This is a genomic window from Mycoplasma sp. 13536, assembly GCF_055523495.1.
This window is the reverse complement of sequence record NZ_JBVFVC010000001.1, coordinates 98,064-124,502: the sequence shown is the minus strand read 5'-3', so window position 1 is coordinate 124,502 and position 26,439 is coordinate 98,064. Positions and strand designations below refer to the sequence as shown.

The window sequence follows — 26,439 nt, the reverse complement described above, 5'->3', positions numbered from 1 at the left end:
ATTTTTTTGTACTATAATTATCTTGCGCTTTTTGAAAAAGCAGCATGAAGTTCTTTGAAAACTAGATATACACACAAAACATGACAGTCAATTTTTTCGAGAGTTTGATCCTGGCTCAGGATGAACGCTGGCTGTGTGCCTAATACATGCATGTCGAGCGGAGTTCTTTTAGAACTTAGCGGCGAATGGGTGAGTAACACGTACTTAACATACCTCTTAGATTGGGATAACGGTGAGAAATTATCGCTAATACCGGATACTTATATAGTTCGCATGAATTATATATAAAAGGAGCCTTAAAGCTTCACTAAGAGATTGGGGTGCGGAACATTAGCTAGTTGGTAAGGTAATGGCTTACCAAGGCGATGATGTTTAGCGGGGTTGAGAGACTGATCCGCCACACTGGGACTGAGATACGGCCCAGACTCCTACGGGAGGCAGCAGTAGGGAATTTTCCACAATGGACGAAAGTCTGATGGAGCGACACAGCGTGCAGGATGAAGGCCTTCGGGTTGTAAACTGCTGTTATAAGGGAAGAAAAAGCATTAGAGGAAATGCTAGTGCCTTGACGGTACCTTGTCAGAAAGCAACGGCTAACTATGTGCCAGCAGCCGCGGTAATACATAGGTTGCAAGCGTTATCCGGAATTATTGGGCGTAAAGCGTCTGTAGGTTGTATGTTAAGTCTGGCGTGAAAACTTGGGGCTCAACCCCAAATTGCGTTGGATACTGGCATGCTAGAATTGTGTAGAGGTTAGCGGAATTCCTAGTGAAGCGGTGAAATGCGTAGATATTAGGAAGAACACCAATTTGGCGAAGGCAGCTAACTGGGCACATATTGACACTGAGAGACGAAAGCGTGGGGAGCAAACAGGATTAGATACCCTGGTAGTCCACGCTGTAAACGATGATGATTAGCTGATAGAAAATCTATTGGCGCAGCTAACGCATTAAATCATCCGCCTGAGTAGTATGCTCGCAAGAGTGAAACTTAAAGGAATTGACGGGGATCCGCACAAGCGGTGGAGCATGTGGTTTAATTTGAAGATACGCGTAGAACCTTACCCACTCTTGACATCTTCTGCAAAGCTATAGAGATATAGCGGAGGCTAACAGAATGACAGATGGTGCATGGTTGTCGTCAGCTCGTGTCGTGAGATGTTCGGTTAAGTCCTGCAACGAGCGCAACCCTTATCCTTAGTTAATTTTCTAGGGAGACTGCCCGAGTAATTGGGAGGAAGGTGGGGACGACGTCAAATCATCATGCCTCTTACGAGTGGGGCAACACACGTGCTACAATGGATAGTACAAAGAGACGCAAAATGGTGACATCAAGCAAATCTCAAAAAACTATTCTCAGTTCGGATTGTAGTCTGCAACTCGACTACATGAAGTCGGAATCGCTAGTAATCGTAGATCAGCTACGCTACGGTGAATACGTTCTCGGGTCTTGTACACACCGCCCGTCACACCATGGGAGCTGGTAATGCCCGAAGTCGGTTTTGTTAACTACGGAGACAACTGCCTAAGGCAGGGCCGGTGACTGGGGTGAAGTCGTAACAAGGTATCCCTACGAGAACGTGGGGATGGATTACCTCCTTTCTACGGAGTACATTAAGTTACAATTCATTTTAGTAACAATTACCAATTTATGATATGGTTATCATTTCTTATTTAATGTCATGGTTGAGATAACCCAACATGTATATCTAGTTTTGAGAGAACTTCTCTCATTTTGTTCTTTGAAAACTGAATAGTAAAGATAAATTAATATAACAACGACATCAAAAAATAAATTAGTCAATTTGTTTTGGATAACCGAGTAATTATTTTATAAATAATTTATTAAAATGTCTTTGAATACATCAACAACAATAGGTAAATATTGAACTTTTAAATAAGTAAGAGTGAGTGGTGGATGCCTTGGGTCTGGAAGTCGATGAAGGACGTGATTACCTGCGATAAGCCTCGTGGAGCTGGATATGAGCTACGATACGGGGATTTCCGAATGGGGAAACCTAGTTAGAGTAATGTCTAACTGCTTCAAGATGAATAAAATAGTCTTGATTGCGAGACACGTTGTGAACTGAAACATCTTAGTAGCAACAGGAAAAGAAAATAAAATATGATTCCATTAGTAGCGGCGAGCGAAAGTGGAAGAGCCCAAACCACCTTAGGGTGGGGTTGTAGGACTATCTACATAAAGTTACAAATTTTTGTTATAGCAGAAAAAGTTGGGAAACTTTAGCATAGAGGGTGATACTCCCGTATGCGAAATAGCAAAAACTTTTGATAGCATCCTGAGTAGGGCGGGGCACGTGAAACCCTGTCTGAATCTGCCGGGACCATCCGGTAAGGCTAAATACTAACCAGACACCGATAGTGAACTAGTACCGTGAGGGAAAGGTGAAAAGAACCCCGGGAGGGGAGTGAAATAGATTCTGAAACCACTTACTTACAATTAGTCAGAGGCCGTTAATGGCTGATGGCGTACATCTTGCAGTATGGACCGGCGAGTTATGTTAACATGCGAGGTTAAGCGGAAAAAAGCGGAGCCGCAGAGAAATCGAGTCTTAATAGGGCGTTTAGTATGTTGACATATACCCGAAACCAGGTGATCTATTCATGAGCAGGCTGAAGCTTGGGTAATACCAAGTGGAGGGCCGAACCGTAGTACGCTGAAAAGTGCCCGGATGACTTGTGAATAGCGGAGAAATTCCAATCGAACTTGGAGATAGCTGGTTCTCCTCGAAATAGCTTTAGGGCTAGCGTGTGATGTTAAACTTTGGTGGTAGAGCACTGAATATGGAATGGCCGCGCCTAGCGGTACTGACTATAATCAAACTCCGAATACCATTGTGTATTGTCATGCAGTCGGAACCGGGGTGCTAACGTCCCGGCTCGCGAGGGCAACAACCCAGATCGTCGGCTAAGGTCCCAAAATTATGTTAAGTCAGAAAGGTTGTGAGATTTCATAAACAACTAGGAGGTTGGCTTAGAAGCAGCCACCCTTTAAAGAGTGCGTAATAGCTCACTAGTCAAGAGATCTTGCGCCAATAATGTAACGGGAGTAAAACATAATACCGAAGCCACGGGTACGTAAGTACGTTAGAGGAGCGTTCTTAATGCAACGAAGTCAGACCGTGAGGACTGGTGGAGCGTTAAGAAGTGAGAATGCCGGTATGAGTAACGATTCGTAGTGAGAATCTACGACGCCTATTGGGAAAGGTTTCCTGGGGAAGGTTCGTCCACCCAGGGTTAGTCAGGACCTAAGGAGAGGCTGAAAAGCGTATCTGATGGATAACAGGTTAATATTCCTGTACTGCCTTGTTATAGTGATGGAGTGACGGAGAAGGATAGCACTACCTATTAATGGATTTAGGGGTAAGTAGTGACTGGTGAATATAGTTAAATGCGTATTCTATAACTGGGAGCTACGATGCATAAGGCTTTGGCCTGAATTGTGTGATTTCATACTTCCAAGAAAAGCTTCTAAACGTTTAAATAACAGGGTACCTGTACCGAGAACGGACACACGTTCCCAAGATGAGTATTCTAAGGCGAGCGAGAAAACCAATGTTAAGGAACTCTGCAAATTAACCCCGTAAGTTCGCGATAAGGGGTGCCAACATTAAACCGTTGGCCACAGTAAATTGTGAGGGGCAACTGTTTATCAAAAACACAGCTCTCTGCTAAACCGCAAGGTGATGTATAGGGGGTGAAGCCTGCCCAGTGCCCGAAGGTTAAGTGGATGCGTTAGCTTAATGCGAAGCGTTGAAATGAAGCCCGGGTGAACGGCGGCCGTAACTATAACGGTCCTAAGGTAGCGAAATTCCTTGTCGGCTAAATACTGACCTGCACGAAAGGCGCAATGATCTCTCAACTGTCTCAACATTGGACTCGGTGAAATTATGGTCCCAGTGAAAACGCTGGGTACCCGCATCAAGACGAAAAGACCCCATGGAGCTTTACTACAACTTCGTATTGAAACTTGGCCTAACATGTGTAGGATAGGTGGGAGACAGTGAGATCAAGGCGCTAGCCTTGAAGGAGTCAACCTTGAAATACCACCCTTGGTATGTTGAGTTTCTAACCTGCCGCCGTTATCCGGCGGGGAGACAGTGCGTGGTGGGTAGTTTGACTGGGGCGGTCGCCTCCTAAAAGGTAACGGAGGCGTTCAAAGGTACACTCAATACGGTCAGAAACCGTATGTAGAGCGCAAAGGTAGAAGTGTGCTTGACTGCGAGACCTACAAGTCGAGCAGGTGCGAAAGCAGGACTTAGTGATCCGGCTGTACGTCATGGAACGGCAGTCGCTCAACGGATAAAAGTTACCCTGGGGATAACAGGCTTATCTTGCCCAAGAGATCACATCGACGGCAAGGTTTGGCACCTCGATGTCGGCTCATCGCATCCTGGAGCTGGAGTCGGTTCCAAGGGTTTGGCTGTTCGCCAATTAAAGCGGTACGCGAGCTGGGTTCAGAACGTCGTGAGACAGTTCGGTCCCTATCTGATGTGGGCGTTGGAATATTGATGAGAGCTGCTCTTAGTACGAGAGGACCGGAGTGGACGTACCGCTGGTGTTCCAGTTGTTCCGCCAGGAGCATAGCTGGGTAGCTAAGTACGGAAGGGATAACCGCTGAAAGCATCTAAGTGGGAAGCCTCCTCAAAGATAAGTATTCCCTTGAAATTCCTTGTAGACTACGAGGTTGATAGGATGGAAGTGTAAGTGTAGTAATACATTCAGCTGACCATTACTAATAAATTGATAGGTTTAAAAGTTAAATGTATTCATGACATTTTAATAAATTACTTTACTGTTCAGTTTTCAGAGAATAAGTAAAAACTCCCCTCAGGGGAGTTTTTTTTGTTTAAGGTTAAAAATTTAATTTGCTTGTTAAACTAAAATATTTTATTAAATGGACTAACAAATTTAGGATATAGGATCAATCCTTAAATTAATTTTAGTGCAATTTTATGGGTCACTATAAAACTGCTGCATTTTCTGTTTTGATATACATTTTTTATGTAAAAATTAAAAGATAATTGTTTTCTTAATATCTCGCATGTGACTTTTCCAAAACTCAATTTCCCTTGATCAAAAATTTTTTTATGATATAATTTTATTAGGTATATTTAAAATATTAAAATTATTTATTAGAATGAAATTGTATTAATAGCAAAATATACTATTTTAATAAAAATAATATTACATTAAAATTTAATTTATATAAAATTAAGGAGATAATTATGAAAAAGAAACTAAAAGTTTGCTTTTTAACTTTAATAAGCACTAGTGCTTTAACAACATTTTTTGCTACGCCAGTGGCTAAACATATTACACGAGATACAATGTGATATGAAAATCTTAATGACATAAAATTTGAAACTAGGGCCCAAGGTACCACTATTGCATTAAATCAAAATAATGAAGCAATTGCTATGCCAGTTAACAATAATTTTGAATTGAAACTATTACTAAACCCTGGTTTTGAAACTGAAAATGAAGAATTTTTAACCAATTTTAATCATATTTTTATAAATAAAGTTAATCAAAATAATTTAAAATATAAATCATTTGAAAAACTTACAATGATGCCTATTGTATGATTTTATTTTGAAAATGAATTTGAAAGAAAAACTTTTGTAGATAAAATTTGAAATTGAAAAGAAATTTTCAAAATTATATTATTTAAAAATGAAAAACCTGAACCACAAGCAAAAATTGATGTACTTAATCATATTCTTTCTGACAACGATCGACTTTATGGTGGTGGGTCATATAACTATGCTCCAGATTCAACAAACCCACACTTTGAAAAATTTAAGCAATCGGTTCAGAAAAATGCTGAAATTGTAAAAGTTAGTGGTTATATGAATAATAACCACATTAATAAAATAGGAGTTTTAGAATCATGAGCATATCCATTTGATAAAAGCTATCAAAAATACTTTAAAAATGGAATTGAAATAAATGATCTTAATGAACAAACCGACCCTAGATATAAAACCCACTCCACAATGGTTTCAATGATAGCAGGTGGAGCATTTGGATTTGATAGAACTTCGCAAATATATTTATATAATTTTGGTAAGCATGAAAGTAAGTGGGCAACAACAATAGAGAAAATGGTAAAAACAGATGGAATTAGGATTATCAATCACAGTTATGGACCATCAATGTATGATGAACGTGGTAATCGATTCCAATCATATGATTTAGGTTACGATGAAAATGCATATTTTTTAGATTATATAACTAGAAAATATGGAGTAATTAACATTTTAGCTGCATCTAATAATGGTGAAAATAATACACATTACATAACAAAACAAAACTTATCTTTTAATACAATAATTATTGGAGCACTTGATGATTCTGCAACTAAGTATAATATTAAAAAGAATATAATAGCTTCATATTCAAATTATCGTCATTTCAAAGAATTTGAAAATATATCGAAGCCATTAGTTGTTGCTCCAGCACAGTTTTATAATCCTGTATATAATATAAATAGTTATTATAATGGAACAAGTTATGCTGCACCTGTAGTAACTGGTTTGATTTCTAACTTACTCAAATATAGATCAGATATTAGAAATAGCGATTATAAAATACCAATTGTAAAAGCAATTTTATCAGCATCTGCTGTTAGTCCAAAGCACGACAATTTAAACTATAAGTCAAGTGGTTATGAACAAAAATTTGGTGCTGGAACTGTTGATTTTTCTGCAATGCTTAAAGCAGCAGATAATATTTCTACAATTAAAATACATCCAACTCAAAATAATGGTTTTATTTTTTCGAGTAATGAAATATTTTTAAATAAAAACCAAACAATTAAAGTATCAAGTTCTTGGTTATTTAACGCTGGTATTTTAAGAAAGAGTGAACCAAACACTCCGCGCATTAATGGTTGACACACTTCATACCACTATTATCCTTGGCTAATATACAAAGATGCTGAATGAAAAAGAAATTATAATGATCCGAAGTGGTTGAAACAATCAGAAGTCCAAAAACGTCAAGGTGGAAAATGATTTACCGATTATGATTTATACCTTGAACGCAAAGATAAAAATGGTAATTGAGTAACAGTATTAAATAGGATGTCAGAAGTAAGTAATGATGAAATAATAGAATATAAAGCAACAGAACCAGGTACATATAGATATCGCATTAAAAAATTTAATAAAATTAATTTTACAAATTCTGTTGAAGATTTAATAGCTGTAACACATGTGGTAAGAAATGAAGATTAATAAAAAGCTATTATTTTCTTTTGGTGCTTTATTAACAATACCACTAACTACACTATCTTGTTCTTTGCCTTGAAATACAAATTTTTATGAGATTTTAGATGAACTTAATGAAAAAGCCAAAACATTTCATACAAAAAAAGTTTTTGTTCCTGAGCAGTGATTAAGAGAGGATGGACATATAAAATCCGAGAGGATTCAAAAAAAAGAAGGAACTAGATTTGCCTTTAATTCTTTTTATTTTGATAATTTTCCTACTGAAAAAAAACTTGGAGGAATTATAAAAATAGAAACTAAAGAAGACTTTGATGAATATATAATTAAACGATTTAAAGAACTTCACAGTTTTGATGATTTTAATGAAGATTCCCAAATTAAAGATTTATTCAGTAGATTATATTTAAATAATAACGAAGTATATGACTTTTTAAAAAATAATACTATTTTCATTAGTCCGTATATTTTAACAACTAGATTTATAGATATAGGTGGGACAATACCTGCTTATGATGAGAATAAAATAATTTTATATTATATTTCTGGGGCCCCTGGCCTTAATTTACCAACAGTAATTCCTCAAAGTTACTTATGAAGTGTCTTTAGCATACCAAAGCATATGAAAATAGAAATTAGACGTGTGGCTAATGATTTATTATCTATGGACGAATATACCAGCCAGGTTATAGAATGATATAATACAGTTTACAAGAAAATTTATCCATAATTTTTTTATATTCAATAATGTTATTAATTGGAAATGTCACATGCAAGTTTTTTGCATGTGACATTGTTTTTGTCTGCCTTGTAATAAAATAGTTGTATTAATAAATTTTAAAAAAATGAAAGGAGACTTTAAAATTATATGAAAAATTTAGAAAAATATATTTGTGTTTTTGACAAATATCGAAAAGAAAATAAATATCAACATTTTAAAATCGAAGAGAATTACAACACTATCTTGAAAATGCAAGGAGCTCTTGAGTCGCATCGAAAATTAAGATCAGACCAAATAGATCTAGAACAACTTTATAATATTTTACAAGAACTTTCTGAAGGCTTCTCAATCCAAGAAGTAGCCAAGATTTTTGATAGAGACATTCGAAGTATAAAAAGTAAAATCCAAATTATTACAAATCGCAGACTACTTAGTTTAGATAAACAAAATCGCTATGTTTGTCCTAAGTGCTCAAAAAGAGTAATGCGTGTTAAAACCCTTAATTTTACTAAACTATACGAACATTTATTAGGTTATTCATTTTCGCGACTCTTTTTTGTAAGTGATGCAATTAAAGAGAAATGAAAGGCCTACAGAAAATATTGGTATAGTGAACTTAATACATACAATAAAAATAGAAACAAAAAGAATTTGCAGCAAAAAGAAGTTAAGAAATCAGTTACCTATCTTGTTAATTCTTTTAAAAAATTATCCCCTGATGAATTTGCTCCTTCGCCTAGTACAATTTATAAAATAATTAAAAAATACCCTTATTTCCTTGATTTTGACCATATTGTTAAAAAATCTGAAGGCAAATATGGCATAAGGAAGCAAAAACAAACCAAACCTAAAACATTAAAATATGCTACAGAAATTTCAAAACGTCCAGCTTATATTAATGATCGCTCTGAACACGGCCATTTTGAATTAGACACCGTTATTGGTAAAATCAATGATACATATTGTATTGTAACCATAATTGAACGGCAAACCAGAATGTCTTATGCTATGCTCTCAAAACGCAACTCCAAAGCTATCAAACAAACTCTTGTCAAACTAATCAAGAAACATAACTTAGACATTAAAACTTTAACTGTTGATAATGGTAGTGAGAATGTATTATTGCACCAGGTCATTCCAACTGAAAGATTATTTAAATGCCAACCATATAGTTCATGACAAAAAGGTTCAATAGAAAATATGCACCGCTTAATTAGGTATTACATTCCCAAAGGAAAAAGCTTAGATAAATACTCTCAGCAAGAAATTGATTATATGATGGATAAAATAAATAACTACCGACAAGTTGTACGGCAATATAAGATAACCTAAAAATTTTTTAAATCCCCCGCCTTTGATTGCAATCAAAGGGGCCTTACTTTTGACAAAAGTAAGCAAAACCGCCGAGAAAACACTGCCGTGTTTTCTGTTTTCTCATACATTTTTTTATATAAAAATTATGTTAAAATTAAAAGACAATTATTTTGTTAATATCTCGCAAGTGACTTTTCCAAAAAAGATATTCAATAATGTATGTTTATATATTTAAGTTCGCAATAAATTAACTATATAAACAAAATAAGTATAAAGAAACCCATATGCAGATATTTATGCATATGGGTTTCTTCTTTAATTATCTTTTCAGACGCTTGTTTTATTTCCATTTATCAATATTTAATAATTTATCTTTGTAAAATTATAGTGAAACCAAAGTTTTAACAATTGATTTGGAACAATTTTAGGGTCGTTATAATGTTAGAGTGTTTTCTGTTTTCTCATACATTTTTTATATAAAATTTATGTTAAAATTAAAAGACAATTATTTTGTTAATATCTCGCTTGTGACTTTTCCAAAAAAACTAAAAAATATTTTCAGTTTTTTTTAATTTATAATTTTAATGTCCTATTAAAATAAAATTAGGGAAATTAACTAATTAATAATATAAAAAAGGAGAAAACTGTGAATTTTTTAAAGAAAAAGAAACATTTTATTAAAAAAATATTAGGAATTGGTTCCTTATTTTGTGTTGCATCCACGGTTTACTTATTACCACATCAACATAGTAAAAATTTAGCTTATTGATATGAAAATTTAAAAACAGACAGGTTTGAAGTTCGGAAACAACTAACAACTTTGCATTCTAGTTCCAATACAACTACTACTGAATATATAGACAATAAATATGAACTAAAAATATTATTAAATACAGAATTTGATGCCAATAATATTGATCAAGTAAATTACTTTAATAAAAATTTTATAACTAAAATTAAAAATACAGGTTTAAATTATTTATCAACAATTACAAGCCTTATAATGCCTACTGTTTGAATTTACTTCAAAGATGAAAAGGATCGTGAAAACTTGGTAAATAAAGTAAAGGGAATATAGTGAACCCATAAAATTGGACTAAAATTAATTTAAGGATTGATGCCTATATCCTAAAGGTGTCAGTCCTTTTAATTTTGTGATAATTCGTTTTTTGTTGTAATAATTTATATACTTGCACATCGCTTTTTCTAAGTCTTCTAGAGTTTTGAATTCTTTTTCATGACCATAAAACATTTCGTTTTTCATGGTTCCAAAAAATATTTCAATAACACAATTATCATAGCAATTTCCCTTTCGCGACATACTTTGTTTAATACCTCTTTTACTTAATTTGTCACGATATTGTTTCATTTGATATTGCCATCCCTGGTCAGAATGCAAAATTAAACCATTAAGATTTTTATACTTTTTAAAAGCTTTATTTAGCATTTGATTCACTTGTTCAAAATTAGGACTTTTTGAAATTGTGTATGAAACAACTTCGCGGTTATGTACATCTATAATTGGTGATAAATATAGTTTTCCACTTGCTATTTTGAATTCAGAAACATCAGTGCTTCAAGTTTGATTCAATTTTGTGGTTTTGAAATTTCGTTCGTAATAAGTATTATGATTCTTTTTGTCAACAATCCTTGTAAGGAGTAAGTTATTACAAATTTTTCCAATTTCACCTTTATATGATTTATATTTTGATTTTGGCTGTAAACCAAATAAATTAAGTAATTTCATCAATCTTTTAACCCTTTTATGGTTAATAATATAACCTCTATTTCTTAGTTCTAAACAAATTCTTCGATATCCATAACGGGATTTATTCTCATTAAAAATATTCGTTATTACTTGTTTTAAATCAAAATCTTTATCATTTTTTGAAAAACTTTGAACAATATAAAAGTATGTTGACTTTGCTAATTGGAAAAAGTCTAGCATTAATTTTAATTTATATTTATGCCTTGATTCAAATATTACTTTTGCTTTTTCTTGTTTGGTTGCTCTGTCCTTTGTTGAACCAAGGCTCTCAATTTTTTTAAGAGGTCTACCTCCATTTCAAGCTGGGCATTTCTTTCTTCGAGTTCTTTAATTCTAGATAATGTTTTATCTTGTTTTGGGTTATTATTCTTTGGCATGGTCATTGGCATTTTACCTTTCTTTTTATTTATAAGACCATTATACCCAAATAATTTAAATTTTTTCACTCATGAATTAATTATTCCAGAATTAATTAATAGTTTTGCTTCCAAAGAGCGGATTGATTTGCCATTTAATACTTGCTTAATAATTTCTAATTTAAAACTAGGACTGAAGTTTCGTCGTTTATTTCTTTCTGTAAATATTTCTAATCCGTGGAGGTTGTACAAATGCTTTATAAACTGAATTGTACGCATATTTACATTAAAAATTTCGGCAATTTGTTTGCTACTCTTACCAGTTTTATATAGTTTTATAATCTTTAGTTTATCTTCTAATTTTAACTTCATAATAAAAACCCCCTAAGTTTTACCAATTGATTTGGTCCAACTTGTGGGGTTCACTATAGAATTGACCCGAAATATTTAAGTTTATAATTTATAAAAATGAATATAAATCTTATAAGGTATCTGATGATATTTTAGAATGGATCTATAAGCCAACACCAGAGGAAAAAGATTATATGCGCAAATATATGGCTAATGAAAGAAATGTTCATAAATACATAAATTCAGTTCATAATAATTTAGATATGGTTAATGGTTTAGGTTATGATAATAAAAAAGTTCCCAACAGTAAAATTGGTATAATGGAACTTTACCACAAAAATTTTGACAATAATTACACAAACTTTTTTTGCAAATAGAATTAATATAAGTGAATCAGAACTAGGAATTGCCAAAAATAAAAAAGAGTATCGTTCTACTTTTGTTTCATTAATTGCTAGCGGTAGACATGGTGTAGATAAAACCTCAACTATATATTTATCAACATTTTCAACACAAGGGGAATGACAAGTTCAACTTGAGAAGATGGTAATTGAAGATGGAGTTAGACTTATAAATCATAGCAATGGTGATGGTATGTTTACTTATTCAGATGTTTCGCATACGTTAGATTACTTGTCAGGTAAATATGGTGTAATTAATGTTATAGCAGCCGGAAATATAAACGACAAAAACCAATATATAAATTCAAATGCATTATCATTTAACTCAATTGTGGTTGGTGCATTGGAAGATCATTCTACTAAAGAAAATATAAAAACAAATTCAGTGGCTTATTATTCAAAATATTGGCTTGTAAATAAACATAAAGATTTAGCAAAACCATTAGTTGTCGCTCCTGGTTATTTTTATCAAGTGGGGCATAACTCAAATCAATATGGGAATGGAACAAGTTATTCTTCTCCGTTTGTTACTGGACTAATTTCTAATTTACTAAAAAATAAACCAGAAATTGATAATTCAGAATTTAGAGTTCCACTAGTGAAAGTGATTTTATCATCCTCAGCAATAACTCCAAAACTAAAGAATTTAACCTATAAAAGTAATGGCTATGAAGAAAAATATGGCGCTGGGACAGTGCACTTTAAATCAATGTTGGAAGCTGCAAATAATTATTCAATCGCAAAGATAAATCCAGCAAGCACTCAAGAACTCATTCTTACAAGTAAATCACTAAAACTATCCGCAGGACAGAATTTAAAAATTGCGGCTTCTTGAACATCTAATGCGGATATTCTTAAAAATTCTGAACAACGCATTAAATATGATCATAATAAAAATTATTTATTTACAAACTATGATTTGATTCTTCAAAAACAAGATAATTGAGGTCGTTGGTACACAATTAAATCTCACAGTGTAGTAAAAAGTAATGATGAACTTATTGACTATCCTGTTTTAAATACTGGGGTGTACAGATATCAAATTTATAAAAGAAATGCTACTTGAAAAACTAATTTTGTTGATGATTTAATTGCAGCAACACACGTGGTGAGAAATGACTAAACTTAAAAAATTGTTAATTTTTTCATCATCATTATTTATACCAACTTCTTTATTGTCATGAAATAATAACTCTGATCCAGATATTAAAAACCCGGGTGAGGATCCATATGCGGATGGTATGTTAGAATATTTTCGGGAAAGAGCTAAAAAGCGTGATGCTGATAATTTATTTCATGAAAAAATATCTGAAGACACAAAAAAAGAACAACTGAAATATGTTGTTGAGAAAGATTTTATAACAGATGAATTAAGAACTTTAAGCGCAACAGAACAGAATCGTCGCTGAACTGAAAAACCTTATAACTGGCACTTTTTTGGTGAACCAAAATATTGGGGAGATCCGGTAATTGTAAAAATTAGAACTCTTGAAGATTTTAATAATTTAATAATAAATAATGCAACGAAATCAAAAACATTTCATAATTATCAAGATGAAAACAAAATAAAAGAACTTTTTGAAACAACATATTTGGGGGGTGAATCAGTAGATGAGGTTTTAAGTAAATCTGATATTTACATTTTTGAACTGGGATCTGATTACAATCTTATAAGAATTGAACATAATGATATATTTTTTGTATATGGTATTAAAAATAGTAGTGCACCAAAATGAAATGTGGGTGTAACGTATTATGATTATTCAGAAATTTGGAAAGTTATGAAGACACCGAAATATAGTCACATGGAATTTAAAAAATATGACGACTTAGATGATATTATATATTGGTATAATGATGTATTTTTACCAGAAACAAAAAAAACAGGGACAGAATAATTCCCTGTTTTTTAACATAAATATAATAAATATGGCCAATTGAAAAATTCCTAAAACTTGTTATTGATTTATTATTGCAGAAGAGGGACCTAAAATTATTGGTGCTTAAATGATATAAAGAGTTAAAAGCAATGTTAATAGATGTGTTAGTATAAACTTTTTGCTTTACAGTATAATATTGTTTAAAACATGTTTTACAGTATAATAAATAATATAAATAGGAGGAAATATTGCGAGGAATAAGCGGATTTGTTAATTTTGGTGATTTTAATAAATTTAAATTGGACCCTACAGTGTGATATAGTATATTTTTTTATAAATATTTTTATATTATTGCAATGCTTATGATTGGAATTCTTATAATTATCCAGTTTTGTTATATTAGAGAAAACTATTTAAAACGAAAAAGTTATCAAATACCATTTTTTAATATTTTTGCTTTATTAAATGGATCTACTAAAGATTTTTTTATGAGAAATAAATTAAAATTAAATGAAGAATATTTTAAGATTATGATGTTGTTTATATCAAGGTATGATAAATATCTAAAAGATTTTATCTACACAGATAAATCTACAAAGTGAAATAAAATTTTTAAAATTTATACTTTTTTATCTGGTTTTAGTGGTTTTGTGTTTCTTGGGTTGATGTATGAAGAATATTATATATTTATTATTATATTTACAATCATAAACTGTATTTTTGTATTTATAAGTTTCTTTATTATTTACAAAGTTGGAAATAATAAATTAATTATTCCAAACTATAAATCAACTGAATTACTTCAAGAATGGTGATTATTTAATCGCGAGTTACCTGATGAAAATTATTTTCATAGCAAATATTCAAATTTTTTTATTAATTTCAACAATAAAAATGGTAAATTTTTCCTAAAAGACAAAGAATTTAAAAATAAGAGAATGAAAATAGAATTAAATATTAATAATTATGACAAAAAAATTTTTACATCATTAGATGATTATAAAAATTTTTTACTTATACTCCCATTAGACAAACTTTATAAAAGCAAAAAAGAAAAGGATCCCCTATGAAAATAAAAAAACATTTCATTAGTTCATTAGATATTGTACAAGCAGCAAGTGCACCAGGCGTTATAAATAATGTGAGTCAGCAACATTTAAAAACTACAAATACTCAACAAAATGATATTAATAAAGCAAAAGAATATTTATCACAAGTTAAGGCTTCTGATATAATAGCAAAGCTTAAAAATCCAACTGAATTAAACAAAATTTTAGAAAAAAATACCCACGATGAATTCGATAAATACCGTAATAAAGCTATTACAGATGTTTTTTCTAAGGTGGTGGTTACTAACGAAGAACAAAATTTAAAGTATATAAATGAAAGAATTTTTAGCATAGATCAAAACCCTATACTATCCTATGCACATTTATACTCTGTAATTACAACACCATTAAAAAAGACTGAACAAGAAAATCTTAAAAATAGTGCTCCTGAAATTATTAAAACTGAACTAAATTGGTATGTTAACAATGATATTAATAATAAAGATTCAGAATCTTCGAAAATATTGCATATTATGTTACAAAAAACAAAACAAGAACTAATACAAAAAGATGTTTTATTAAAAAAATTACAGTACTCGATGCAAACTATTAAAGATATAGATACTGCTATTTTAGTTTTATCATTTGCAGCAGTTGGCGCTAGCCTGATTGCTTTTTTATGACCGCCTGCAGGAGCCCTTAGCATCTCATTAAGTATCATAATAATTATTCTTAATTATATTAAATCAGTTAATATTACAAAATCTAATTATATTAAAAAAACACTTGGTATGTTAGATTCATTGAGAGATGATGGTTTGTTATCAATTAGTAAAGATATGGGAAAGGCTGCTTTTGATAGTTTTTTACTTCATGATGAATTAAAAGCCTTAAAACAAGAATCTGCCAGAGTTTTATCAAAATCAACAGCAACCATGTTATCTGTTGTAAGTTTTATTTATGATGTAAATTCTATGATGGTATCATATGATGAGTTAAAAAAAGACTTGAATGAATTAATGAATATTCATTTTAATATCTGAGAGACTAATGAATTAAAACAGAAAAATAAACAAGAATGAGAAGAATTTAAAAGCCTAAATAAAATTGTAGTTATTTCTGAATCACCACAAGATAAATCGTATAAATATGGAGGAACTAGGGGTACAAACAGACTGTTTAAACGCTTAATTGATGTTAAGATTTTTACTCGTAAGGAAATGCTTAGTATGAGTAAATCTGAACTTGCAAGCTATAAGCTTATAAAAGTTAAACGAACGGTTACTAAAAATAACAAAACATATACATATGAATATATACGCAGCAAATACAGTAACAAAAACTTAAAGGATAATTTAGGTTAAATTATATGCTGCATATAGCTATTATTGTTGGATTTGCAATACTTTCTTTGCTTTGGTTTTTATATGCTATTTTTATTTTCGTACTTAATAAAAAAACTAAAAACCTTGGTTTAATAAATGCTACATTATATTTTTTGGGCTTTGGTGCCACACAAAAATATTTTATGGAAAATAGTATAAAAATTGATGATTGGTTTTTCGAAGCACTGAAGGATCTTTATGATAAATATAGTTTATACTTTCAAAAGAGATCTAAGTTATTTAATGATGCTTCAATATTATCACATATCATAATGATTTCAACAAAGATATTTTCGATTTACATACCAATGCTTTTCTTATTAATAGATACAACCCCATATCCTGGAATTCCATTTTTTCTTCTGTCTTCTATATCTTTTTTTATATTTTTGGCTTATGTTATACATCTTCATTTAAAGAATTATGCTATTGCTAAAATTGATTGGTACAAAATAGAAGAATGAAGATCGTATAATAATGGTCTATCAGATGAAAATTTTCTTAAGCTTAGTGAATTAAAAAATCTATATCAGGAAAAATTTTTAAAACCAAAAAGAATTAGTATTTTATTTACTAAAAAATCAAGAGTTTTATTTATCAATAAAGTAAACTATGATTTAACTGATAAGGAAATTTTTGATACTCCGGAAAAATATTTATATTTTGCTCTTGTTTTACCTTATGAGAAAATATTGATAAATTTTAAAAAGAAAACACATAATTTTATTAAAGATATTTAAAAAACCAAGCAATTAATATTGTTTGGTTTTTAGTTATTAAATTTAAATTGTGAATATTCTTTATTAACACCTTCCTTAAAAACATGTGTTTTCATATTAGGGTTAATTTTAGCAAGTGCTTCGCGGTATGAATTACCTTCTGCTTGGTCTTTACCTCCTCCGTATATTAAATCATATTGAGGTAAGTTATATTTGCCATATAATCCTTGGTAATTATATCCTTCAGATCTAAAGGCAGATGACATACCAAGTAATGTATCAGGACCCACAGAGTGGAAGATGGAAACTAATTCATTTTTATCATTGCGAACTGACGATCCTGAAGCTCCACCAGGAGCTTCATAGTTTGCTAAAGCATATCCCAAGCCCATTTGGATGAGGCTTGTTGTTTTATCATTATAAACAGTTTTTAATGGGTTTGTATCAGTATCTACTAGTGGTCAAGCCAAAAATGCATCATAAACCCCTGGTTTATTTTTAAAAGTAGTTACAGCTGGATTATTAGTTAGGCGATTTCCTATTATATTAGTGTTAGTATTCATATCGAGTTGACCAGTTGTTTGATTTAAATTAATAAACTTAGGATTTTTAGAAACTTGATTTGTTCACAAGTTTCTAAAATTAAAGTCAAAATTATATCTTTCTTCAACATAATTTACAATATCTTTTTCTGTATTCAAATTCCTTGGCCATGATAAATTATTGGCACTAAATTCTTTTGGAAACCCTAGAGCTAGTAAGGTATCTTTTTGAGATCAATCACTATTGGCAAGTGGTTGATCTATTTTGTTATAGTTTGATAAATAAGATTCATTTAAGAATTTAATTTCCCGTTTATTCGCAAAATCATTCGTAATTTTTTTTAGAAAATCAGCTGGATTTTCAAAGGAATTATTATTTTTAGGATTTTTAATTTCTAAACCAACCTTAGAATGCAGGTTGCTAAAATCTATTTCAATAACCACAAAATCAGCATACTCTTTGAATTCAGAAAAGCGGGCTTTTTGTTCTTGTGACAAATAATCCTTTGGATCTGCTTTTAAGAAATCAACAGCACGGTAGACTATTTTAACACGATCTTTGAGGCTTGGCACTTCTAAGTTAATATTAAAAGTTGTGAAATATTCATTTAAAGGTTTATTATCATTATTATTTCGCTCGCGCATTGTTAAATTAGTATTTAAAGGAGCTTCTGGATCTAATCTTGTTAAATTAAAGTAAGTTGTATCTTTGGTAAATTCATTTGCAACATGCAAATTAGTTGCAATATACCATTTAGTGGGATAGTGATTAGTTTCTGAAAGTTCGTAGTCAATAATTCAAGCCGTTCCAAAGTATGAACTATTAATACCTTTGTAAAGGTTAAGTGAATAAGTTTGCATAGCAATTTCTTTATAACTTTCATTGTTTAAAGTGCGACCTAAACCTTTACCAGGATTATTATTTAATTTAGCATAATTTTCTTCTGTTTTATTACTTAAAAAATCTCATTTAACCTGGATATTTAATCCGTCTATTTCCCCATTTTCTTTATAACTTGGAATTGTATTTGATTTATATCTTTGATTGTCAAAAGTATCATGCTTTAAGGTTTTAGCTAAAGTATCAAATTTTTGGGCATTTTCAGGTGATGTAGCTAATTTATTTTGGTTACGATAAACAACACCATCTTGGTATTGCGAATTTTGCTTTTGTTTGTTTAATAGTTTTAATTGGTCAACCATGTTTTTATTTTCAAGGTCAAAACGGCCCGCATTATTTTGATTTAAATAAAAATCAATATTATCTTTTTGTTCCTGAGTCAATTGTGGTGTTGGGGTGGGTGCTGGATTAACAGGTCCAGGGTCGCCAGGACCAGGTTCAGTTCTTGGTGTTGGGTCTTGTGGCTTGGTTTGGCAACTTACCAAAGCAAAAGGTAAGGATAAAGCACCTATGTTAAAAATTCATTGTATTTTTTTCTTCATAATTCTCCAATTATTAGTTTATTTATTACGCCTAAAAATCCAACATATTATGTTGGATTAAAAGTATTAATTGTTAAATTTAAATTCAGGGTATTCTGCACTTACTCCGTTTTTAAATAAGCGCGTTTTGATATTTGGATATAACTTGGCAAGTGATTCTTTATATGAATTTTGTTGGTCTTTGCCTCCTCCGTATATTAAATCATATTGAGGTAAATTATAATCTCCAAATAATCCTTGGTAATTAAATCCTTCAGATCTAAAAGCGGCAGCCATCCCAAAAAGTGTATTATTAGCAATTGAGTGGAAGATTCCCACTAATTCATTTTTTTGGTTTCGTACTGATGAACCTGAAGCTCCTCCAGGAGCTTCATAGTTAGCTAAGGCATACCCAAGTCCCATTTGAATTAGTTTAGTTGATTTATTATTGTAAGTAACAGTCAAAGGTGCTTCAATATTGTTAACAAGAGGCCAAGTTAAAAATGAATCAAAAACACCAGGTTTATCTTTAAAGGTAGTTACTGAAACATGGTTTGTTAAACGGTTACCTACAATTTCAGGTATTTTAGTTAATGAATCATAAGAAGTAACTTTATCAATTAATAAGTAACTAGGATCTTTAGCAACATTATTAGTTCAAAGATTCATTTGACCTAAATCAATATTATAAGTTTCTTCAATATATTTTTGTGCCGCTTGAGGGTTGTTTGCTTGGTTTTGAGGTATTGGGATACCATGACCAAAATTCGAAGGATAACCTAGGGCAAGTAAGTAATCTTTTGAATTTGCAGTGCTTGCATTATTGTTTGCTAAAGGTGTATCAATAGGTTCGTAATTTTTTAAATACGAATCTTTTAGGAAGGTAGTTTGTTTATCTTCTGTTTTAGTAGCATAATTGTTAGTTAAACGCTTTAAAAAATCTTCAGTATTTAAAAATGCATTTGAATTAGGTTTTGGACTATAAATTTCCAAAGCACTTTTATCATTTACATTAGAAAAATCAATTTCAAAAACTGCTAAATCTGCATACTCTTTATATTCAGCAAATTCTGATTGCTGTTTTTGGGATAAATAATCTTTAGGGTCTTTTTTAAGAAAGTCCACACCTGTATAAACAAGCTTAATTTTATTTCGTAATTCAGGTTTTGTTAAATCAATTTTAAATTTAGTAAATCATTGATTAAATACGCCTTGTGAATCTTTTTCAGATTCAAGTCTATCTTTAGTTGAAATAGTTTGGTTTAATGGTGTATCTTCATCAACGCGGCCAATCCAAAAGGTTTTGGTATCTTGTCCAAGGTATGAAACTACATGCAAGTTGCTTGCTAAATATCATTTAGTTGGGTATTTACCATCTTCAGATAATTCATAATCTAATATTCATGCTGTACCTGAATATTGTCTTCCAGCATAGGGGTCATTTGGATTAGCTGAATTATTGCCTGAATTATCAATAGTAATTGCAAAAGTTTCTAGTGCAACGTCTTTGTATTTTTCATGGGTTAAAGTTCTTCCTAGTCCTTTGCCATGGGCTTTATTTACACCAACTAATAAATTTTCAATATCACTTGGAGGAATAACTACTTTCTTTTGAATATTTAAACCATTAATTATTCCAGATTCATTATAACTTGGCAAAGTAAATGATTTGTAACGCGAATTATCAAAATTGTCAAGTCTAAGCTTTTTAGCAAGATCATCATATTTATCTTTGTATGATTGATTTGTATCAAGATTATGTTGTAATTGTAATACATCACGCTGCGCTTGCTGAATTTGCTGATTATTTCGGTGTACTTCATTAAGTTGTCTTAGTTGATCCACTACAAACTTATTGTCAAAATCAAACCTTTGTGCATTATCATAGTTAACAAAGTAATCCAAACGAGTTTGGTCTACATCATTCAACTCTTGATTAGGATTTTGAGTTGTATTATTGCCCTGGTTTGGTGGTGTATTTGTTTGAGTGTTATTTTGGTTTGGGTTACTTATCTTTGCAGGTGGGTTTGGATCTGCTGGTTTTGTATCTTGTGGTGGATTAGGGTCATTTGGAACTTGACCAGTAGAGTTTCCAGGGTTGGTAGAATTACCATTACCAGGATTTGGGTTAATAGGGGTTGGATCTGGCTGCACCGGCGCTGGTTTTACTGGAGCTGGGCTTACCGGTGTAGGCTCTACTGGTTTAGTAGGTTCTTGAGTATTAGTGCAACTTACGATTGTAAGAGGCAAAACTAAAGAGGAAGTTGTAAGTAATAAATATCATTTTTTCTTCATAATTAATATCTTTCTTATTTAAATTTTATTAAATGGAAATGTCATATGCAAGTTTTTTGCATGTGACATTGTTTTTGTCTGCCTTGTAATAAAATAGTTGTATTAATAAATTTTAAAAAAATAAAAGGAGACTTTAAAATTATATGAAAAATTTAGAAAAATATATTTGTGTTTTTGACAAATATCGAAAAGAAAATAAATATCAACATTTTAAAATTGAAGAGAATTACAACACTATCTTGAAAATGCAAGGAGCACTTGGGACACAACGAAAATTACGATCAGACCAAATCGATCTAGAGCAACTTTATAATATTTTACAAGAACTTTCTGAAGGTTTCTCAATCCAAGAAGTAGCCAAGATTTTTGATAGAGACATTCGAAGTATAAAAAGTAAAATTAAAATTATTACAAATCGCAGACCACTTAGTTTAGATAAACACAATCGCTATGTTTGTCCTAAGTGTTCAAAAAGAGTAATGCGTGTTAAAACTCTTAATTTTACTAAGCTATACGAACATTTATTAGGCTATTCGTTTTTGCGACTCTTTTTTGTAAGTGATACAATTAAAGAGAAATGAAAGGCCTACAAAAAATATTGGTATAGTGAGCTTAATACATACAATAAAAATAGAAATAAAAAGAATTTGCAGCAAAAAGAAGTTAAGAAATCAGTTACCTATCTTGTGAATTCTTTTAAAAAATTATCCCCTGATGAATTTGCTCCTTCGCCTAGTACAATTTATAAAATAATCAAAAAATACCCTTATTTCCTTGACTTTGACCATATTGTTAGAAAATCTGAAGGAAAATATGGCATAAGGAAGAAAAAACAAACCAAACCTAAAACATTAAAATATGCTACAGAAATTTCAAAACGTCCAGCTTATATTAATGATCGCTCTGAACACGGCCATTTTGAATTAGACACCGTTATTGGTAAAATCAATGATACATATTGTATTGTGACCATAATTGAACGGCAAACCAGAATGTCTTATGCTATGCTCTCAAAACGCAACTCCAAAGCTATCAAACAAACTCTTCTCAAACTAATCAAGAAACATAACTTAGACATTAAAACTTTAACAGTTGATAATGGTAGTGAAAATGTCTTATTGCACCAGGTTATTCCAACTGAAAGACTATTTAAATGCCAACCATATAGTTCATGACAAAAAGGTTCAATAGAAAATATGCACCGCTTAATTAGGTATTACATTCCCAAAGGAAAAAGCTTAGATAAATACTCTCAGCAAGAAATTGATTATATGATGGAAAAAATAAATAACTATCGACAAGTTGTCCGGAATTATAAGATAATAAAGCCGGACAGAAAAGTTAACATGTAAATGTTAGCTTTTCTGTTACTATTCGTTGGTGCCAACGAAGAATTTTTTTGAAAGGATAAATTATGTCAAGACATTTAAAGAAAGAAGAATTTGCAAAAATATATGAAGAATATCAAAAATCAGGTTTCCCAGGTGCTTTCCAAGCTATTTACCAAATATCACCAGAAACAAAAAACTTACAAAGAAATAGTGTAAAAGTTAGAATTAATAAAATAATTAAGTATTATAATTTAGGTATGGAAGACTTATTGCAGACAAAGAAAGGTGAAAGCCGTAAAAAAGGAAGCGGCAAACCTAAGACGAAAAGAGAACCAAATTGAGATATTTTTGATCGTGATGATTTGTTACAAATAGCTAAAAGATATTATGAAATTACCAACGAATTACCTAAAAGTAAGAAAGTTATTGAATCTAAAAGTTTTAGTATAAGTTATGTTAAGCTTGCAGAAGTTTTTGGCATTTCTAGACAAACAATTTCTAAAACTCAAAATATTAAAATTGCACAAAAACTCCCTAAATATAGTGATGTAATCGAAAAATCGTTCGCAGAAACAAAGTCAAGATATGGAAGGTTAAAACTAAGTGTTTACATATCTAAAAAATACAAAATAGATATAAACGAACGTTCATTAGGGAGATATATGAACCTTTTAGGCCTAAAATGTAAGCTTAGACAAAAATCAAAACGAAAAGAAATTAAAAATCTATCTACTCAGATTGATAACTTCGTAAATCGTGATTATAATGATCAAAACAATCGAAATATTTATGCAACTGATGTTTCATATATAAAAGCGCCAAAAGATGTGTTAGAATCACACGTTTATTTGTCTGCAATTTTGTCTCATAAAACTAAACAAATTGTTGGTTTTAAATTATCAAAAAGTAATAATCTAGAACTAGTTTTAGACAATTTAAATTCATTAAAGCAATACAAATCCAAAAATTTTATCATTCACTCAGATCATGGCTTTCAATATACACATCATCAATATATTAAAGAAGTTAAAAATCTTGGTGGTATTATTTCGTTATCAAGAGTGGGAAATTCTCTTGATAATCGAGAAATTGAATATTGGTTTGGAATCATTAAAACTGAATTATTAAATGATTTAGATTATTCAAAAATAACATTTAATGAACTTAATGATATGATACAAGAATATGTAATTTGGTACAACAATGACCGAATTCAATCAAACTTAAACTGAAAAACTCCACAGCAATTTGCTATGGAATTATAAATAACTAAAATGTTAAATTTTGCTGTCCATGTTTATAACCTAAAAACTTTTTTTAATCCCCCGCCTTTGATTGCAATCAAAGGGGCCTTACTTTTGACAAAAGTAAGCAAAACCGACGAGAAAACACTGCATGTTTTCTGTTTTCTCATACATTTTTTATGTAAAATTTATGTTAAAATTAAAACGCAATTATTTTGTTAATATCTCGCAAGTGACTTTTCCAAAAAACACTTATTTAAATTTAAATTCTTCAGGTATATTATTAAACCCTTGAGGGAATAACATTGTTTTAAGATTTGATCTTTCTTTTAGCATAGTTTCACGGTATGAGGTATTTTGATCTTTACCTCCACCATATACTAAATCATATTGAGGTAAGTTATAAGAGCCATATAAACCTTGATAGTCAAAACCTTCAGATCTAAAGGCAGCAGCCATTCCAAAAAGGTTTTGACTTGCAATTGAGTGGAAGATTGCAACTAATTCATTTTTTTGGTTTCGTACTGATGAACCTGAAGCTCCTCCAGGAGCTTCATAGTTAGCTAAACCATATAACAGTCCCATTTGCATCATATTAGTTGTTTGACCATTATAAACAGTAGTTAATGGATCACCAGTTTGCCGAATTAATCCTCAAGTTAAAAAAGCATCTGAAAGACCAGGTTTATCACTAAAGGTAGTAGCTCCAATATGCTGAGTTAATCTATTACCAGTAATGGATTTATTTTCTTTAAATTCAAAACCTTCTTTATCAGTATGAACATGTAAGTATTTAGGGTTTAATGATAGTTCATTAGTTCATAAATTCTTGTTACCTAAATCTAGATTATAGGTTTTTTCTACATAGTTTAAAATACCATATGGATTAGTACCATCATCAGCTTGTTGTTGTACACTTTGTGGTCAAGTAACAGAACGGTATCCAAAAGATTGTGGATATCCTAATGCATATAAGCGATCAGTTGTTAGTTCCGTAAAGTTAGCTAATTTAGTATTAATTTTTTCATAATCTTGTAAATATGATGTACTTAAAAACTTAACTTTATTTTCTTCTTTACTTGCAAAATTATTAGTTAATTTTTGTAAGTAATCCTGTGCATCTTTAAAGTTCTCATTTGTTTCCTTACCTGCAGGAGCATTAATGCTCAATCCTTCATTACTAGTTACATCAGATAAATCAATTTCAATAACAGCAAAATCTGCATATTCTTTATAATTAGCATATTCTTGTTTTTGAGATTCGACTAAATAATCTTTAGGATCAGCTTTTAAAAAGTCAATTGCTTTATATATGACTTTTGCTTTGTTTTTTAAATTTTCTTTAGTTAAATCTAGATTAAACTGAGTAAAGTATTCATTATAATGAATTTCATCAGAAGCTTCTGGCCATCCACTTCCTTTGTTCTTAGCTGATAATGTTTTATTAAGTGGAGCATCAGCATCTAACCTAAGTAATTCTAATTTAGTAGTTTTTTCACTTAAATGAGTTGCTACGTGTAAGTTTGTGGCTAAATATCATTTGGTAGGGTATTTACCATTTTCTGCTAATTCATAATCCATAATTCAAGCAGTTCCATGGTGTTCTTGATTTGAACTCTTAGTTGAATTATCAATGTTAATTGAAAAGGTTTGTAAGCCTATATTTCTATAAATATCATTAGTTAAGGTTCGACCAAAACCAATTCCACGAGAATTATTTAATTGTGCATTTTCGGATTCTAATTTACTTGGCGGTAGGATAAGTTTCTTTTGGACATTTAAACCTAAAAATTTACCATTAGCATCATAACTAGGAATAGTAAAAGATTTAAGCTTTTGATTTTCCCATGTGTCTAAGCCCAATTGGGTTGCTTTTTGATCAAACTCAGCAATTTTTGCTTGGGGAGCAGTGATTGATTTTTGGTAATCAATAACTGCTTTTTCTTTTTCGTTTAAATTATTATAAGCATTTTTATGATATGCTTCAATTTGATTTAAAAAATCACCATTATCTAATTCAAATCTACGTTTATTCGTAGCATTGACATAATAATCTAAAAGTTTTTGTTGGTTTTCTGAAATAGTGGGTTTAGGTTTGTTTCCTGGGTTTCCTGGGTTTCCTGGGTTTCCTGGGTTTCCTGGGTTTCCTGGGTTTCCTGGGTTTCCTGGGTTTCCTGGGTTTCCTGGGTTTCCTGGGTTTCCTGGGTTTCCTGGGTTTCCTGGGTTTCCTGGGTTTCCTGGGTTTCCTGGGTTTCCTGGGTTTCCTGGGTTTCCTGGGTTTTGAATAATTGGGGCGGGCGCTGGGCCCGGTTTAACCGGCTCAGGTTTGTTTTGTGCTTGACAACTTACTGCAGCAATTGGAATAATGCTTAAAGTAGTTAGTAAGCTAAATATAGTTTTCTTTTTCAT

At 31.2% G+C, this 26,439-nt stretch carries 16 protein-coding genes and 2 rRNA genes; 13 read left to right on the top strand and 5 right to left on the bottom strand.

Annotated features, from left to right (window positions below; all coding sequences use genetic code 4):
- Positions 1-92: 92 nt before the first annotated feature.
- From AC0B4N_RS00500 to AC0B4N_RS00475, 6 genes are all read left to right on the top strand, one after another.
- Positions 93-1,601 (top strand): 16S ribosomal RNA (locus AC0B4N_RS00500).
- Positions 1,602-1,890: 289 nt separating this feature from the next.
- A 23S ribosomal RNA gene (locus AC0B4N_RS00495) occupies positions 1,891-4,780 on the top strand.
- The 16S and 23S rRNA genes sit together here, the layout of an rRNA operon.
- A 468-nt stretch (positions 4,781-5,248) precedes the next feature.
- The gene (locus AC0B4N_RS00490) at positions 5,249-7,261 is read left to right on the top strand and encodes a S8 family serine peptidase (RefSeq protein WP_465101971.1); all 2,013 of its coding nucleotides are present in this window, start codon (positions 5,249-5,251) and stop codon (positions 7,259-7,261) included.
- Positions 7,251-7,982: a hypothetical protein gene (locus AC0B4N_RS00485; RefSeq protein ID WP_465101970.1), complete on the top strand. Its 732-nt coding sequence runs from the start codon at positions 7,251-7,253 to the stop codon at positions 7,980-7,982. The genes AC0B4N_RS00490 and AC0B4N_RS00485 overlap by 11 nt, the downstream gene beginning before the upstream one ends.
- A gap of 138 nt (positions 7,983-8,120) precedes the next feature.
- The gene (locus AC0B4N_RS00480; protein ID WP_465101920.1) at positions 8,121-9,305 is read left to right on the top strand and encodes an IS30 family transposase; all 1,185 of its coding nucleotides are present in this window, start codon (positions 8,121-8,123) and stop codon (positions 9,303-9,305) included.
- Positions 9,306-9,933: 628 nt separating this feature from the next.
- Positions 9,934-10,365, top strand: coding sequence for a hypothetical protein (locus AC0B4N_RS00475; protein WP_465101969.1), 432 nt, complete (start codon positions 9,934-9,936; stop codon positions 10,363-10,365).
- 24 nt (positions 10,366-10,389) lie between these two features.
- Here AC0B4N_RS00475 and AC0B4N_RS00470 read toward each other — a convergent pair whose 3' ends face one another.
- Both AC0B4N_RS00470 and AC0B4N_RS00465 read right to left on the bottom strand, forming a co-directional pair.
- Positions 10,390-11,328, bottom strand: coding sequence for an IS3 family transposase (locus AC0B4N_RS00470; protein ID WP_465102558.1), 939 nt, complete (start codon positions 11,326-11,328; stop codon positions 10,390-10,392).
- Positions 11,271-11,783 (bottom strand): transposase, encoded by a 513-nt coding sequence (locus AC0B4N_RS00465; RefSeq protein WP_465101968.1) that lies wholly within the window; start codon positions 11,781-11,783, stop codon positions 11,271-11,273. The genes AC0B4N_RS00470 and AC0B4N_RS00465 overlap by 58 nt, the downstream gene beginning before the upstream one ends.
- 321 nt (positions 11,784-12,104) lie before the next feature.
- Here AC0B4N_RS00465 and AC0B4N_RS00460 point away from each other — a divergent pair, with 321 nt between their 5' ends.
- From AC0B4N_RS00460 to AC0B4N_RS00440, 5 genes are all read left to right on the top strand, one after another.
- Positions 12,105-13,286: a S8 family serine peptidase gene (locus AC0B4N_RS00460; RefSeq protein ID WP_465101967.1), complete on the top strand. Its 1,182-nt coding sequence runs from the start codon at positions 12,105-12,107 to the stop codon at positions 13,284-13,286.
- The gene (locus AC0B4N_RS00455; RefSeq protein WP_465101966.1) at positions 13,279-14,061 is read left to right on the top strand and encodes a hypothetical protein; all 783 of its coding nucleotides are present in this window, start codon (positions 13,279-13,281) and stop codon (positions 14,059-14,061) included. The genes AC0B4N_RS00460 and AC0B4N_RS00455 overlap by 8 nt, the downstream gene beginning before the upstream one ends.
- 470 nt (positions 14,062-14,531) lie before the next feature.
- Positions 14,532-15,119, top strand: coding sequence for a hypothetical protein (locus tag AC0B4N_RS00450; RefSeq protein WP_465101965.1), 588 nt, complete (start codon positions 14,532-14,534; stop codon positions 15,117-15,119).
- A complete protein-coding gene (locus AC0B4N_RS00445) occupies positions 15,110-16,456 on the top strand; it encodes a hypothetical protein (RefSeq protein ID WP_465101964.1) in 1,347 nt (448 codons plus the stop codon). Before AC0B4N_RS00450 ends, AC0B4N_RS00445 begins: the two co-directional genes overlap by 10 nt.
- A gap of 5 nt (positions 16,457-16,461) precedes the next feature.
- Positions 16,462-17,217 (top strand): hypothetical protein, encoded by a 756-nt coding sequence (locus AC0B4N_RS00440; RefSeq protein ID WP_465101963.1) that lies wholly within the window; start codon positions 16,462-16,464, stop codon positions 17,215-17,217.
- A gap of 29 nt (positions 17,218-17,246) precedes the next feature.
- On the opposite strand, the gene mip (AC0B4N_RS00435) is transcribed toward AC0B4N_RS00440, so the two are convergent.
- Positions 17,247-19,181 carry an Ig-specific serine endopeptidase MIP gene (gene mip, locus AC0B4N_RS00435; protein WP_465101962.1) on the bottom strand — a complete coding sequence of 645 codons (1,935 nt, stop codon included), beginning with the start codon at positions 19,179-19,181 and terminating at the stop codon, positions 17,247-17,249.
- Between the two features lie 66 nt (positions 19,182-19,247).
- Entirely contained in the window at positions 19,248-21,455 is a 2,208-nt protein-coding gene (mip, locus tag AC0B4N_RS00430; RefSeq protein WP_465101961.1) for an Ig-specific serine endopeptidase MIP, read from the bottom strand.
- A gap of 143 nt (positions 21,456-21,598) precedes the next feature.
- Here mip (AC0B4N_RS00430) and AC0B4N_RS00425 point away from each other — a divergent pair, with 143 nt between their 5' ends.
- Together AC0B4N_RS00425 and AC0B4N_RS00420 are read left to right on the top strand one after the other, a co-directional pair.
- Positions 21,599-22,807, top strand: coding sequence for an IS30 family transposase (locus AC0B4N_RS00425; RefSeq protein WP_465101960.1), 1,209 nt, complete (start codon positions 21,599-21,601; stop codon positions 22,805-22,807).
- 62 nt (positions 22,808-22,869) lie between these two features.
- Positions 22,870-24,051 carry an IS3 family transposase gene (locus AC0B4N_RS00420; protein ID WP_465101959.1) on the top strand — a complete coding sequence of 394 codons (1,182 nt, stop codon included), beginning with the start codon at positions 22,870-22,872 and terminating at the stop codon, positions 24,049-24,051.
- A 231-nt stretch (positions 24,052-24,282) separates the two neighbouring features.
- Here AC0B4N_RS00420 and mip (AC0B4N_RS00415) read toward each other — a convergent pair whose 3' ends face one another.
- A complete protein-coding gene (gene mip, locus AC0B4N_RS00415; protein ID WP_465101958.1) occupies positions 24,283-26,439 on the bottom strand; it encodes an Ig-specific serine endopeptidase MIP in 2,157 nt (718 codons plus the stop codon).